Annotated in this window: 13 protein-coding genes; 4 read left to right on the forward strand and 9 right to left on the reverse strand. The window is 62.8% G+C overall.

The features are described from left to right. Positions 1 to 213 precede the first annotated feature (213 nt). Positions 214 to 654, reverse strand: coding sequence for a DUF2269 family protein (locus EGJ86_RS14380; protein ID WP_125835563.1), 441 nt, complete (start codon positions 652 to 654; stop codon positions 214 to 216). A gap of 85 nt (positions 655 to 739) precedes the next feature. Further along, positions 740 to 2,254, reverse strand: a complete 1,515-nt coding sequence (gene ilvA, locus EGJ86_RS14385; protein WP_125835564.1) for a threonine ammonia-lyase, biosynthetic — start codon at positions 2,252 to 2,254, stop codon at positions 740 to 742. A gap of 158 nt (positions 2,255 to 2,412) precedes the next feature. Between ilvA and rpiA the strand changes: the two genes are divergently transcribed. After that, positions 2,413 to 3,084 carry a ribose-5-phosphate isomerase RpiA gene (gene rpiA, locus EGJ86_RS14390; protein ID WP_125835565.1) on the forward strand — a complete coding sequence of 224 codons (672 nt, stop codon included), beginning with the start codon at positions 2,413 to 2,415 and terminating at the stop codon, positions 3,082 to 3,084. Between the two features lie 67 nt (positions 3,085 to 3,151). On the opposite strand, the gene EGJ86_RS14395 is transcribed toward rpiA, so the two are convergent. Together EGJ86_RS14395 and EGJ86_RS14400 are read right to left on the reverse strand one after the other, a co-directional pair. Then, positions 3,152 to 3,487, reverse strand: coding sequence for a DUF3703 domain-containing protein (locus EGJ86_RS14395; RefSeq protein ID WP_125835566.1), 336 nt, complete (start codon positions 3,485 to 3,487; stop codon positions 3,152 to 3,154). Positions 3,488 to 3,498: 11 nt separating this feature from the next. Then, entirely contained in the window at positions 3,499 to 5,718 is a 2,220-nt protein-coding gene (locus EGJ86_RS14400) for a heavy metal translocating P-type ATPase (protein ID WP_125835567.1), read from the reverse strand. A gap of 80 nt (positions 5,719 to 5,798) precedes the next feature. Between EGJ86_RS14400 and cadR the strand changes: the two genes are divergently transcribed. Together cadR and EGJ86_RS14410 are read left to right on the forward strand one after the other, a co-directional pair. Continuing rightward, positions 5,799 to 6,251 (forward strand): Cd(II)/Pb(II)-responsive transcriptional regulator, encoded by a 453-nt coding sequence (cadR, locus tag EGJ86_RS14405; protein ID WP_115298580.1) that lies wholly within the window; start codon positions 5,799 to 5,801, stop codon positions 6,249 to 6,251. A 60-nt stretch (positions 6,252 to 6,311) separates the two neighbouring features. Continuing rightward, positions 6,312 to 6,647, forward strand: a complete 336-nt coding sequence (locus EGJ86_RS14410) for a YegP family protein (RefSeq protein ID WP_013717600.1) — start codon at positions 6,312 to 6,314, stop codon at positions 6,645 to 6,647. Between the two features lie 139 nt (positions 6,648 to 6,786). Here the strand turns inward: EGJ86_RS14410 and EGJ86_RS14420 are convergent, their stop codons facing one another. The 5 genes from EGJ86_RS14420 to EGJ86_RS14440 all read right to left on the reverse strand — a co-directional run bounded on the left by EGJ86_RS14420 (position 6,787) and on the right by EGJ86_RS14440 (position 11,424). Continuing rightward, a complete protein-coding gene (locus EGJ86_RS14420) occupies positions 6,787 to 7,701 on the reverse strand; it encodes an SdiA-regulated domain-containing protein (protein WP_125835568.1) in 915 nt (304 codons plus the stop codon). Between the two features lie 73 nt (positions 7,702 to 7,774). Continuing rightward, positions 7,775 to 8,122 carry a NirD/YgiW/YdeI family stress tolerance protein gene (locus EGJ86_RS14425; protein ID WP_021490467.1) on the reverse strand — a complete coding sequence of 116 codons (348 nt, stop codon included), beginning with the start codon at positions 8,120 to 8,122 and terminating at the stop codon, positions 7,775 to 7,777. Positions 8,123 to 8,224: 102 nt separating this feature from the next. Beyond that, positions 8,225 to 9,142 carry an SdiA-regulated domain-containing protein gene (locus EGJ86_RS14430; protein WP_125835569.1) on the reverse strand — a complete coding sequence of 306 codons (918 nt, stop codon included), beginning with the start codon at positions 9,140 to 9,142 and terminating at the stop codon, positions 8,225 to 8,227. Between the two features lie 111 nt (positions 9,143 to 9,253). Further along, positions 9,254 to 9,919: a fumarylacetoacetate hydrolase family protein gene (locus tag EGJ86_RS14435; RefSeq protein WP_125835570.1), complete on the reverse strand. Its 666-nt coding sequence runs from the start codon at positions 9,917 to 9,919 to the stop codon at positions 9,254 to 9,256. A gap of 113 nt (positions 9,920 to 10,032) precedes the next feature. Further along, the gene (locus EGJ86_RS14440) at positions 10,033 to 11,424 is read right to left on the reverse strand and encodes an FAD-binding oxidoreductase (RefSeq protein ID WP_125835571.1); all 1,392 of its coding nucleotides are present in this window, start codon (positions 11,422 to 11,424) and stop codon (positions 10,033 to 10,035) included. Positions 11,425 to 11,605: 181 nt separating this feature from the next. Here EGJ86_RS14440 and serA point away from each other — a divergent pair, with 181 nt between their 5' ends. After that, positions 11,606 to 12,835, forward strand: a complete 1,230-nt coding sequence (serA, locus tag EGJ86_RS14445; protein ID WP_099526006.1) for a phosphoglycerate dehydrogenase — start codon at positions 11,606 to 11,608, stop codon at positions 12,833 to 12,835. Positions 12,836 to 13,054 lie beyond the last annotated feature (219 nt).

Genomic DNA, 13,054 nt, shown 5'->3' on the forward strand with positions numbered 1-13,054 from the left:
CCGCCCCCGCTCGCCGCGCGGCGCCGCCGCGCCCCCCCCCCCCCCCCCTCCCCGCCCCCCGCCCGCCCCCCCCCCCCACCCCCCCCCCCCCCCCCCGGCCCCCCCGGCCCCACCCTACAGGGCAGCTTCATCGAGCCCAAAACCCTCTGCCGCCCTTCGGGCACCCTCTCTCATAAATGGGAGAGAGTCATCAGAAGCCGCTTTGCGGCTGCTTCAAGCCGGCTTGGCGCCCATCAACGCCATGATGGCGATCAGTAGTAGCAGAATCAGCCCCGCATAGATCAGGCACAGGCGCTTCAACGCTGTTGGCGCTGGCGCATCACCCAGCGCGCGCCAGACGGCCAGGCGGCCGGCCAGCAGCAAACCGAGCAGCATCATCAGCGCATAGAGAATGCTGCCCAGCAGCAGCCAGGTCTGCCCCAGCGGCCAGCCGGCGGTGTCCACCAGCCAGTAGCCAGTGACCGGCAGGCTCAGCGCCAGCACGGCGAACGCCGGAAAGCTGAACAGCAGAGTCACCCGCAGCTTGCGCGCCAGCACGGCGGAATCGCCACCGCGCTGCGCCTTGAACAGCATGACGCCATGGGCGATCAGGCCGAGCAGCAGCAACACGCCCGGGGCGCTGTGGAGGATGCGAACCAGCAGGTAGTGTTCCATCGTGGTTTCCTTTTATTCGGCGATTAAGTAGGGCGGGTGCAACCCGCGAGAACGCGGCGGCGGGTTACAACCGACCTACCCGTGCTCAGCCGAGAAACAGCTTGTAGGCCGGATTCTCGCTTTCATCCCAGTAGGGATAACCGATGGCGTCCAGCGCCGCCGGCACCAGATGGCGTTCGTCCGCCGGCACCTGCAGGGCGGCCAGCACGCGGCCATCGGCAGCGCCGTGGTTACGGTAGTGGAACATCGAGATGTTCCAGCGCCCGCCCAGCTTCTGCAGGAAGTTGAACAGTGCACCCGGCCGCTCGGGGAATTCGAAGCGCAGCACCATCTCGTCACCGACGCCAGCAGCATGACCACCGACCATGTGGCGGATATGCAGCTTGGCCAGTTCGTTATCGGTCAGGTCCAGCACCGGGAAGCCCTGCGCACGCAGGCCTTCGACCAGCGCCTGGCGCGGGTCATTCTCCGGATGGGTCTGCACACCGACGAAGATGTGCGCCTCGCGATCAGTGTGATAGCGATAGTTGAATTCGGTGATCTGGCGCTTGCCAACCGCCTCGCAGAAGGCCTTGAAGCTGCCCGGCTGCTCGGGAATGGTCACGGCGATGATCGCCTCGCGCTTCTCGCCCAGTTCGGCACGCTCGGCCACATGGCGCAGGCGGTCGAAGTTGACGTTGGCGCCGGAATCGATGCCCACCAGCACTTCGCCCTTGGCGCCCTGGCGCTCGACGTACTTCTTGATCCCGGCCACGGCCAGCGCGCCAGCAGGCTCGGTGATCGAGCGAGTATCGTCGTAGATGTCCTTGATCGCCGCACAGATCTCGTCGGTGCTGACGGTGATCACTTCATCGACGTGATGTTTGCAGATATCGAAGGTGTGCTGGCCGATCTGCGCCACTGCCACGCCATCGGCGAACAACCCGACCGTCGGCAGCACCACACGCTCGCCAGCCGCCATCGCCTGCTGCAGGCAGTTGGAGTCATCCGGCTCGACGCCGATCACCTTGATCTCCGGGCGCAGGTATTTCACGTACGCTGCGATGCCGGCGATCAGGCCGCCGCCACCGACCGGGACGAAGATGGCGTCAATATGGCCCTGATGCTGGCGCAGCACTTCCATGGCCACGGTGCCCTGCCCGGCGATCACCAGCGGATCGTCGTACGGGTGGATATAGGTGTAGCCCTTCTCTTCTACCAGCTTCAGTGAATGCGCCAGCGCCTCGGGGAAGGCATCGCCGTGCAGCACCACCTTGCCGCCGCGCGAGCGCACGCCCTGCACCTTCAGCTCCGGCGTGGTGCGCGGCATGACGATGGTCGCTTTCACGCCCAGGTGCTTGGCCGCCAGGGCCAGGCCCTGCGCATGGTTGCCAGCCGAGGCGGTGACCACGCCACGCGCCAGCTCTTCCGGGGACAGTTGCGCCAGCTTGTTGTAGGCGCCGCGAATCTTGAACGAATACACCGGCTGCAGATCTTCGCGCTTGAGCAGAATCTGGCTGCCCAGTCGCTCGCTGAGCTGACGGGCGGGTTGCAGCGGGGTTTCCACCGCGACGTCATAAACGCGCGAGGTGAGGATCTTCTTCACGTACTGTTCGAGCATGGCGATTTCGCAGGCGTTCAGGCTTTGAGAGGACTGCCGAGTCTACCCCAGCGCCGCACCGGGCGACCACACGAAGCGCACGGGTTTTGCCCCGTCAGCGCAGCACTTGCGGCTATAATTCGCGCCTCGTTCCCCATCTTCCCAGGCACTTCCCCGCGATGAACCAGGATCAGTTGAAACAGGCCGTGGCCCAGGCCGCCGTCGACCACATTCTCCCGCGCCTCGACAGCAAGAGCATCGTCGGCGTCGGCACCGGCTCCACCGCCAACTTCTTCATCGACGCGCTGGCCATGCACAAGATGGACTTCGATGGCGCCGTCGCCAGCTCCGAAGCCACCGCCGCGCGCCTGAAGGGTCATGGCATCCCGGTCTACGACCTCAACAGCACCGCCGAACTGGAGTTCTACGTCGACGGCGCCGACGAGAGCGACGAGCGTCTGCACCTGATCAAGGGCGGCGGCGCGGCACTGACCCGCGAGAAGATCGTCGCCGCCGTGGCCAAGACCTTCATCTGCATCGCCGACGCCAGCAAGCTGGTGCCGGTGCTAGGCAACTTCCCGCTGCCGGTCGAAGTGATCCCCATGGCGCGCAGCCATGTAGCGCGCGAGCTGGTGAAGCTGGGCGGCGACCCGGTATACCGCGAAGGCGTACTGACCGATAACGGCAACGTCATTCTCGATGTGCACAACCTGTCGATCACCGACCCGGTCAAGCTGGAAGCGGACATCAACGCCATCGTCGGCGTGGTCACCAATGGCCTGTTCGCCGCCCGCCCGGCCGATCTGCTGCTGCTCGGCACCGCCGAAGGCGTGAAGACGCTCAAGCGCTGAGACGCCAGCAGTCGCGTCAATCGTAGCCCGGATCGCATTCGGGCTACGGAGCCTGCCAATGCGCCGCCTACTCAAGCAGGCGGCGCAGCTCCTCGCTCATCGGCATGGGCTGAAAAGCACTGACCCGCGCCCGCCCGGTGTTGCCGATAGGCACCCAGATGCGCGAGAACAACAGCGCCGCCAGGATGCGCGGCATTTGCCCCAGCACCTCACGCATATCCCTTTGTTGCCAGCCTGCCTGCAGCATCAGCCAGTGCGAACGCACATGCAGCCACGGGCGCCGCTGAGTGAGGATGTGCACACGTTCCAGCCAGACCAGTGCCGCAGCACTGTGGCGAGCGCGAAGTTCGTGTTGCGCCTGAGTGAATGCCTCGTCGATGGCGGCTTGCAGTCCCATGTTCATATCGCCTTCCTTCATTTGCGCAACAAGCGCAGGCCGTTGAATACCACCATCAGGCTCACGCCCATATCGGCGAACACGGCCATCCACATGGTCGCCTCGCCCGTCAGCGTCATGGCCAGGAAAACGGCCTTGATCCCCAGCGCCAGGACGATGTTCTGCACTAGGATGGCGTGGGTCTGCCGCGACAGGCGCACGAAGGCCGGAATCTTGCGCAGATCATCGTCCATCAGTGCCACGTCGGCGGTCTCGATGGCCGTGTCGGTGCCGGCGGCGCCCATGGCGAAACCGATCTCGGCCTTGGCCAGCGCCGGCGCATCGTTGATGCCGTCGCCAACCATGCCCACTACCTTGCCTTGCGCCTGGCGCGCCTCGACCCAGGCCAGCTTGTCCGCAGGTAGCAGGTCGCCGCGTGCCTCGTCGACGCCGACCTGCTCGGCGATGGCTGCCGCGGTGTGGGCGTTGTCACCAGTGAGCATGCAGGTGCGTACGCCCAGTTCGTGCAGTTCGGCGACCGCCTCGCGGCTGGTCTGACGCACCGTGTCAGCGACGGCGAAAAGCATCAGCGCGCGCTGTTCGTCGCACAACACCACCACGCTCTTGCCCTGGCGCTCCAGCGCCTCCAAACGCTCTTCCAGCTGCACAGAGCAGAGCCCGAGGTCTTCGACCAGGCGATGGTTGCCTATATAAAGCAGCGTGCCATCGACCATGCCCTTGGTGCCGCGCCCTGGCAGCGCCTCGAAGCCCTCGACCTCATGCAACACCTGCCCCTGCTCTGCGGCGTTCCGGGCTAGTGCCTGGGAAACCGGATGGTCGGAGCGCGCGGCCAGGCTCGCTGCCCAGGCGGCGTGCAGCGGCTCATCCACTTCCAGCAGATGGAGGCTGTCGGTTTGCACCGGCTTGCCGTGAGTCAAAGTGCCGGTCTTGTCCAGCGCCAGCAGCGCCAGATGCCGACCATTCTCCAGGTACACGCCGCCCTTGATCAGGATGCCCTTGCGCGCGGCGGCTGCCAGGCCGCTGACGATGGTCACCGGCGTGGAGATCACCAGCGCGCAGGGGCACGCCACCACCAGCAGCACCAGGGCGCGATAGACCCAGTCGAGCCAGGCACCGCCCATCAGCAACGGCGGCAGCACGGCAACCGCCAGGGCGAAGGCGAACACCGCCGGGGTATAGATGCGCGAGAACTGATCGACGAAACGCTGGGTAGGCGCGCGCGAACCCTGCGCCTCTTCGACCGCATGGATGATGCGCGCCAGGGTGGTGTCGCGTGCCGCCGCCGTTACGCGGAACTCCAGCGAGCCCGCCTCGTTGATGGTGCCGGCGAATACCGGGTCACCCGCACGCTTTTCCACCGGCAGGCTTTCGCCGGTGATGGGCGCCTGGTTGACCGTCGAATTGCCGCTGACCACTTCGCCATCGAGGCTGATGCGCTCGCCCGGACGGACACGTACCACGGCGCCCAGGCCAATGACCTGCACATCGATTTCCTGCCAACTGCCATCGGCCTGCCTGACAGTCGCGCGCGGTGGCGCCAGATCCATCAGGCCGCGGATGGCGTTGCGTGCCCGATCCAGCGAGCGCGCCTCTATCAGTTCAGCCAGAGTGAACAGCACCATCACCATCGCCGCCTCTGGCCACTGGCCGATCAGCACCGCACCGGTCACGGCGATGCTCATCAGGGCATTGATGTTGAGGTTGCGGTTTTTCAGGGCGATCCAACCCTTCTTGTAGGTATTCAGCCCACACAGCCCGATGGCGACGACGGCAAGCACAGCCACCCACCAATCCGGCCCGAGCGCAGCGAAATGCACCACCTCCGAAGCGGTTGCCAGCACTGCCGCCAGCGCAAGCGGCCACCAGGGCTTCTTCGCAGGCGCGGCGACCGGCTGTTGAGCAGCGCCTTGATCCTCCACCTGCGGGGTGAAGCCAAGCGCCTGAATCGCGGATACTACCTGGGCCAGCGCCCCCTCGTCATGGCTGACGGTGAGCACCCGCTGCAACAGGTTGAACTGCAGGCCCGTCACGCCGGGCAGGCGGCCCAATGCATCTCGGATCAGGCGTTCTTCCGTCGGGCAGTCCATCTGCTCGATACGGATGCGGGTATTGCACGCCCCCGCCAGCTCATCCGCAGACGGCTGGTGAACAGGGTCGTGATCATGCCCAGCATGGTCATGGCCATGCTCGTGGTGGGCGGGTGGCTGTTGGTGCGAATGGTCGCAGCAGCGGCTCATGGCGAATCTCCGTCAGGTCTCTGTTGCGCAGTACACACCCTGTAGTCACTATAGGGTCAAGCACCCACGGAGGCGATCGCATGAAAATCGGAGAATTGGCGAAAAAGGCCGGCTGCCAGGTGGAAACCGTCCGCTACTACGAACGCGAGGGCCTGCTACCCGCCCCGGCACGGACAGAAGGCAATTACCGCCTGTACGGCAGTCCGCACCTGGAGCGCCTGGTGTTCATCCGCAATTGCCGGACACTGGACATGACCCTGGAGGAGATCCAGCGGCTGCTGGCCCTGCGCGATCTGCCCCATGAGAGCTGTGCCGGCATCAACAGCCTGGTGGACGAGCACATCGAGCACGTCGAAGCCCGCATCAACAGTCTGCTGGCACTACGGGACCAGCTCACCGAGCTGCGTGATCGCTGCAACAGCCCACAGGAATCCGAGGACTGCGGCATCCTGCGTCAGCTCAACGTCAGCGGCGGTGTGCAGCCACTACCGGACGATGGCCATACCCATGTTGGCAAGAGCCACTCGCATTGATGAACTACGCTTGCTGAGCACCGTTCCGGTATCTCATCGGACGCTCAGGGAGAAACGAAAATGCCTGGAAAGTTCGAACTGAAGAAGGCCAAAGACGGCCAGTTCCATTTCAACCTGCTGGCAACCAATGGTCAGGTCATCCTCAGCAGCGAGATGTACAAGGCCAAGGACTCGGCGCTTAACGGCATCGCATCGGTGAAGAAGAATTCGCAACGTGAAGGTGCCTTCGAGACCAAGACCTCGAGCAACGACAAGCACTACTTCCTGCTCATGGCCACAAATGGCCAGGTGGTCGGGCAAAGCCAGATGTATGCGAGTGCCGCAAGCTGCAAGAGCGGAATAGAGTCGGTACAGAAGAATGCGCCGACTGCCGCTCTGGACGACCAGACCGGCTAGCAGGCTGCTGAAAACGTAGACGAGGCAGGCAAGACAAGGCAAAAACAGCCGAAAAAGCGGAGTTTACAAGCTGTAAATGAGCATTTTGAGGCTGTTTTTACCGCAGTATTGCCAACGTAGGCAGTTTTTCAGCGGCCTGCTAGTCGTTCTGCTTCCTAAACACATAGAACAGGTTCGGCTCGCTGATCAGGTAGAGATTGCCCTCATCGTCCGTGGCAACACCCTCGGCCTGCGGCACACCGCGTTTGAGGCCATGCTGGCCGGGCAACAATGAAAGGGTACTGATCGGCTTGCCCTCGGCATTCAGCTCGATCACCAGGCGCGATTCGTCTGACAGGGCCAACAGATGGCCCGTCGCCGCATCGAAATCAAGGCTGGAAAGATCGCGCACGAACAAGCGGGCATCACGCTTCGGGTCGGTATTGACCTGCAGCGCCAACGGCTTGCTCTCATCGACATGAGGGAAACCCAGCACCTCGAAGATACGCACCGGATCGCGTTCCTTCGCCACCAGCAGACGCTGATTCTTCGCATCGTAGGCCAGCCCCTCGAAGCCCTTGTTGCCGTTGAGGCCGATACCCAGGGATAGCTGCTGGAAGTCAGCAGCGTCGAGCACACGACTGTCATCGTCGATACGCACCTTGACCAGGCGCTGCTCGCGCTCGTCGGCAATCACGTAGACACCGGGGGCGATGTATTCGATGGCTTCGGGGTCGCCGAATCCTTCCAGATCGATGGTGCGTTTGAGCTCCCCCTGCAGACTCAGCTCAATCACCTTGGCCGGCTTGTTGGTGACACTGAACAAGCTGCGTCGGTCCGGATCGTAAGTCAGTGCCGAGACGTCGCTGATGCCTTCGATCGGTTTGGCGTCGATCACCACGCGATAGTCGCCCAGCCACAACGAGCGCTCGCGCCACTGCCCACTGTGCTGCCATTCCTCGACGACAAACCAGGCTCGTTCGAATAGGCGATACTGTTGAGCCAGAACGGCGCCGACCAGAAGCAGGAAGAACAACAGATAGAGCCAGGGGTTAAAGGTCAGCAGGCGGCGCATGATGATGGTTTCTCTGACTACCACATAAAAAACCGCCGCACGGAGCGTGCGGCGGGCGTGCAGATCATTTCGATCAGTTGATCAGTTCAACGCGATCAACATCGATCTCGCGGCTGTTGAAGTCCTTGTCGACTTCACCGGTCAGGCGCACCTTGGCGGTTTCCGAGACTTTCTGGCCCGGCCAGTCTTCGTCGTCGATTTCGACCTGGATGGTGCCGGTGGCGTCCTTGAACTCGTAGAGTTCATCTTGCAGACGCTTGACGATCTGACCTTCCAGAACAACATGGGTGTCGTCAGCAGCTTCCAGCGCAGCAGCCACGGTGGTGACCTGCGGGGTGGCGCCAGGGCCGGTGTAACCGGTGGCGAAAGCAGCGGTGCTGAGCAGCGGCAGAACCATCAGAGCGAGAGCAGTACGTTTCATGGTGTGAACCTCGTTGTTCGTAAGTGACGGGGTCAGATTAGTGTCGCTAGCTGAAGCCAGACTGAATCGACGCTTAAGCGAAACTGAATCCGTCACGGGCGCTCATCCGGCATCCGGCGCCGGTTTACTGAAGACATAGAACAGGTTGGGCTCGGCGACGATATAGATGTTGCCCTCTTCATCCATAGCCACGCCCTCGGCCTGCTTGATGCCTTGCTCCAGACCATTGAAACCCGCATTGAGACTGAGGAAGCTGACCGGCTGACCAGCGCGATCGATCTCCAGCAACATGCGCGACTCATCGGAGAGCACCAGTACGTGGCCCGTGCGCTCATCGACGCTCAACGAAGAAATGTCGCGTAGGCCGAGGTTAGCGGATGCCAACGGGTGCAAGACCCCAACGTCATCGTCAGCTCCAGGGAACGGCATGCTGAACAACCCCAGTGGACTGCGCTCCTTGCCAAGCAGCAGGCTATGGCTACGTGAGTCCCAACCCAGCCCTTCGAAACCCTTGTTGCCTGACTCGGCGAACCCCAGGTCGAAGCCGGGAAAATCGGCCGCATTCAATTCGAGATCATCGTCGCCAAGGATGAACGTGGTGAGCTGGCGACGCCGCTCATCAACGATGGCCATCCGACCGTTGTCCATCATCTCCACGCCTTCAGGGTCGGCGAAACCCTTGAGCTCGATGCGCCGTAGGACTTCACCCTCACGCGACAGCTCCACTAGCAGAGGATTCTTGCCGGTGACGGTGAACAAGGTGCCGGTCTGCGGGTTATAGGTCAGCCCCGAGGTCTCGTCCTTTTCCAGGCCGGCCAGTGCCTTGGCCTGGATCACCGCGCGGTAACCCGGCAACCAGACACTGGCCAGGCGATCAACCAATGGCGTCGAGCGTTCCTGCAGCCATAACTGGGCGCGGTCATCCCAGTGCTGGGTCTGCGTCAGCGCACCCAAGGCGACGACTGCCAGGCCTGAAAGCCAGTAGCGGGGGCGGCGAATCTTACGAAGGAGAGCGGACATCGGCTACGGCTCGGCTGCATGATGGCAATCCGACATCCGCTGTCGAGAGGAGTTCCGCCGTCCAGAGAGGAGGGCGGCGGCTGGCTTCAGCGCTCAGGCGCTGAGCGCGTCTTATAGCACGCGGCTGATGAAGCGACTGTGACCGACCAGCTCCAACACCAGCTCGTCGCCTTTGTTCAGCGCCCCCACACCAACCGGCGTGCCGGTAAGAATTACGTCACCTGGCTGCAGGACAAAATGCCCAGCCATGGCCTGGATCATCGACACGATGGGGTTGAGCATGTCACGGCTGTTGCCGTCCTGGCGGGTTTCACCGTTGATCACCAGGCGAATGCCGATATCGGCCAGGTCTTCGATGGCATCACCCGGCACGAATGGCGCCAGCACGCAGGCACCGTCGAAGCTCTTGGCGATTTCCCAGGGATAGCCCTTCTCCTTGAGCTTGGCCTGCACATCGCGCAGGGTCAGATCCAGCGCGGGGGCGAAGCCGCTGATGGCGTCACGCACCTCCTCGGCATCCGGCTTCTTCGACAGCGGCTTGCCGATAAGTACAGCGATCTCCGCCTCGTAATGCACGGAGCCGCGATCATCGGGAATGGCGAAACCGCCATCGAGCGGCACCACGCAGGAGCCCGGCTTGATGAACAGCAGCGGCTCGGTAGGGACTGGATTATTCAGTTCGCGCGCATGCTCGGCATAGTTGCGGCCGATGCAGACGACCTTGCCGAGGGGGAAGTGGACGGTGGTACCGTCGACGTACTGGTGCTGATAGCTCATCACCGACTCCTGTGTTGTTCGTATTGTGGGCATGGCGGCTTGTGGCCGGTGCCGTACCTTAACCGACACATGGCCGGATACGAAAACGCCCGCTGTCAGGCGGGCGTCTGCGATCAGGCGAAGATCTTGCCGGGGTTCATGATGCCGTTGGGGTCGAACACCGCCTTGATCGCTTTCATGCAGGCGATTTCTTCTGGCGAACGGCTGTAGTGCAGGTAGTCGCGCTTGGTCATGCCCACACCATGCTCGGCACTGATCGAGCCGTTGTATTTCTGCACGGTCTCGAATACCCACTGGTTGACCACCGCGCACTTGGCGAAGAACTCGTCCTTGGACAGGTTCTCGGGCTTGAGGATATTCAGGTGCAGGTTGCCGTCACCGATATGGCCGTACCAGAGCACGTCGAAGTCCGGGTAGTTGGCCGAAACGATATCGTCGATATCTTTGAGGAAGGCCGGTACCTGGCCGACGGTGACGGAGATGTCGTTCTTGTAGGGAACCCAGTGGCTGATGGTCTCGGAGATGTACTCGCGCAGCTTCCAAAGGTTCTGCAGTTGCTGCTCGCTCTGGCTCATCACGCCGTCGAGCACCCAGCCCTGCTCGACGCAGTGCTCGAAGGTCGCCAGCGCTTCGTTGGCCACATCCTCGTTCAGCGCCTCGAACTCCAGCAGGGCATAGAAAGGCGTACGGCTCTCGAACGGCGCCGGCACGTCACCACGGCCAAGGATTTTCTCCAGGCAGCGGTCGGAGAAGAACTCGAAGGCGGTCAGGTCGAGCTTGCCCTGGAAGGCGTGCAGCACCGGCATGATCGAATCGAAATCCGGCGTGCCGAGCACCATCGCGGTGAGGTTCTTCGGCGCACGCTCCAGGCGCATGGTGGCCTCGACGACGAAGCCCAGCGTGCCTTCGGCGCCGATGAACAGCTGGCGCAGGTCGTAGCCGGTGGCGTTCTTGATCAGGTCGCGGTTCAGCTCAAGCAGTTCGCCAGTGCCGGTGACCACTTTCAAGCCGGCGACCCAGTTACGGGTCATGCCGTAGCGAATCACCTTGATCCCACCGGCATTGGTACCGATGTTGCCACCAATCTGGCTGGAACCGCTTGAGGCGAAATCCACCGGGTAATAAAGGCCCTTCTCTTCAGCGAACAGTTGCAGCTGCTTGGTCACCACGCCCGGCTGGCAGACGACGGTGCGGTCGTACTCGTTGAACTCGACGATGCGGTTCATGTAGTCGAACGACACCACCACCTCGCCATTGGCGGCCACCGCAGCGGCGGACAGACCAGTACGGCCGCCCGACGGCACCAGGGCGATCTTGTGCTGATTGGCCCAGCGCACGATGGCCTGCACCTGCTCGGTGGTCTTGGGGAAGACGATGGCCGAAGGTGCCGGAGCGAACTGCTTGGTCCAATCCTTGCCGTAGGTTTCCAGGGAATCGGCGTCGGTCGATACCTTGCCGGGTTCAACCAGGGTCTTCAGCTCTTCGATCTGGGCAGGGGTGGTCATCTACTGAACTCTCAAAGGATTCATGGTCGCCCTGAGAACCATTCAGGTCGCAACCGAGCATTGAAAAAGGCGAACATGCTAGCATACGCACCCCGTGAATCGAGCTATGCGGTGATCTACGGGCGCTGGCTGAGCTTCTCAGCCCTTCCCTGAAAACATCCCTGGGACAACAGGTACTCCGATGAGCAAGACCTCTCTCGACAAGAGCAAGATCAAGTTCCTTCTTCTCGAAGGCGTCCACCAGAATGCCGTGGACACTCTGAAGGCCGCCGGCTACAGCAACATCGAGTACCTCAAGGGCGCGCTGTCAGGCGAAGAGCTGAAAGAAAAGATCGCCGATGCCCACTTCATCGGTATTCGCTCGCGCACCCAGCTGACCGCCGAGGTCTTCGACTGTGCGAAGAAGCTGGTCGCCGTCGGTTGCTTCTGCATCGGTACCAACCAGGTCGACCTTGACGCCGCCCGCGAGCGCGGTATCGCCGTATTCAACGCGCCCTACTCCAACACCCGCTCGGTGGCCGAGCTGGTACTGGCCCAGGCCATCCTGCTGCTGCGCGGCATTCCCGAGAAGAACGCCTCCTGCCACCGCGGCGGCTGGATCAAGTCGGCGGCCAATTCCTTCGAGATACGCGGCAAGAAGCTGGGTATCGTCGGCTACGGTTCCATCGGTACCCAGCTCTCGGTACTGGCCGAGGCTCTCGGCATGCAGGTGTTCTTCTACGACACCGTGACCAAGCTGCCGCTGGGCAACGCCACGCAGATCGGCGACCTGTACGATCTGCTGGGTCTGTGCGACATCGTCTCCCTGCACGTACCTGAGCTGCCATCCACCCAGTGGATGATCGGCGAGAAGGAAATCCGTGCAATGAAAAAGGGCGGCATCCTGATCAACGCCGCACGCGGCACCGTGGTCGAGCTGGACCACCTGGCCAATGCGATCAAGGACGAACACCTGATCGGTGCGGCCATCGACGTGTTCCCGGTCGAGCCCAAGTCCAACGACGAAGAGTTCGAAAGCCCGCTGCGTGGCCTGGATCGCGTGATCCTGACCCCGCACATCGGTGGTTCCACCGCCGAAGCGCAGGCCAACATCGGCCTGGAAGTAGCCGAGAAACTGGTCAAGTACAGCGACAACGGCACCTCGGTGTCCTCGGTCAACTTCCCGGAAGTGGCCCTGCCGGCGCACCCGGGCAAGCACCGTCTGCTGCACATCCACGAGAACGTGCCGGGCGTGATGAGCGAGATCAACAAGGTGTTCGCCGACAACGGCATCAACATCTCCGGCCAGTTCCTGCAGACCAACGACAAGGTCGGCTACGTGGTGATCGACGTCGACGCCGAGTACTCCGACCTGGCTCTGGAGAAGCTGCAGCACGTCAACGGCACGATCCGCAGCCGCGTTCTGTTCTAAGCCGGAGCTGCTGCGCGTCGGCGGTATGCAGAAATGAACAAAGGGAGGCTTCGGCCTCCCTTTTCTTTATCTGCAACACGTCAGCGGGCAGACCTGTAGGAGCGGGGGGGGGGGGGGGGGGGGGGGGGGGGTTGGGGGCGGGGGGGGGGGGGGGCGGGGGAAAAAAAGCCCCAGGGAGGAACCCGCCACACCGCCGGCCCGCGGGGGGCAGCGGAGGGG

Origin of the sequence: Pseudomonas sp. o96-267 (assembly GCF_003935465.1) — a bacterium.
GTDB classification, from domain to species: domain Bacteria; phylum Pseudomonadota; class Gammaproteobacteria; order Pseudomonadales; family Pseudomonadaceae; genus Aquipseudomonas; species Aquipseudomonas sediminis.

What these genes read in the sequence shown, in the direction of transcription:
- EGJ86_RS14400 (WP_125835567.1), bottom strand. Translation starts at nt 5,718, where the DNA reads ATGAGCCGCTGCTGCGACCATTCGCACCAACAGCCACCCGCCCACCAC.
- rpiA (WP_125835565.1), top strand. Translation starts at nt 2,413, where the DNA reads ATGAACCAGGATCAGTTGAAACAGGCCGTGGCCCAGGCCGCCGTCGAC.
- EGJ86_RS14430 (WP_125835569.1), bottom strand. Translation starts at nt 9,142, where the DNA reads ATGTCCGCTCTCCTTCGTAAGATTCGCCGCCCCCGCTACTGGCTTTCA.
- EGJ86_RS14435 (WP_125835570.1), bottom strand. Translation starts at nt 9,919, where the DNA reads ATGAGCTATCAGCACCAGTACGTCGACGGTACCACCGTCCACTTCCCC.
- EGJ86_RS14380 (WP_125835563.1), bottom strand. Translation starts at nt 654, where the DNA reads ATGGAACACTACCTGCTGGTTCGCATCCTCCACAGCGCCCCGGGCGTG.
- EGJ86_RS14410 (WP_013717600.1), top strand. Translation starts at nt 6,312, where the DNA reads ATGCCTGGAAAGTTCGAACTGAAGAAGGCCAAAGACGGCCAGTTCCAT.
- EGJ86_RS14395 (WP_125835566.1), bottom strand. Translation starts at nt 3,487, where the DNA reads ATGAACATGGGACTGCAAGCCGCCATCGACGAGGCATTCACTCAGGCG.
- cadR (WP_115298580.1), top strand. Translation starts at nt 5,799, where the DNA reads ATGAAAATCGGAGAATTGGCGAAAAAGGCCGGCTGCCAGGTGGAAACC.
- ilvA (WP_125835564.1), bottom strand. Translation starts at nt 2,254, where the DNA reads ATGCTCGAACAGTACGTGAAGAAGATCCTCACCTCGCGCGTTTATGAC.
- serA (WP_099526006.1), top strand. Translation starts at nt 11,606, where the DNA reads ATGAGCAAGACCTCTCTCGACAAGAGCAAGATCAAGTTCCTTCTTCTC.
- EGJ86_RS14420 (WP_125835568.1), bottom strand. Translation starts at nt 7,701, where the DNA reads ATGCGCCGCCTGCTGACCTTTAACCCCTGGCTCTATCTGTTGTTCTTC.
- EGJ86_RS14440 (WP_125835571.1), bottom strand. Translation starts at nt 11,424, where the DNA reads ATGACCACCCCTGCCCAGATCGAAGAGCTGAAGACCCTGGTTGAACCC.
- EGJ86_RS14425 (WP_021490467.1), bottom strand. Translation starts at nt 8,122, where the DNA reads ATGAAACGTACTGCTCTCGCTCTGATGGTTCTGCCGCTGCTCAGCACC.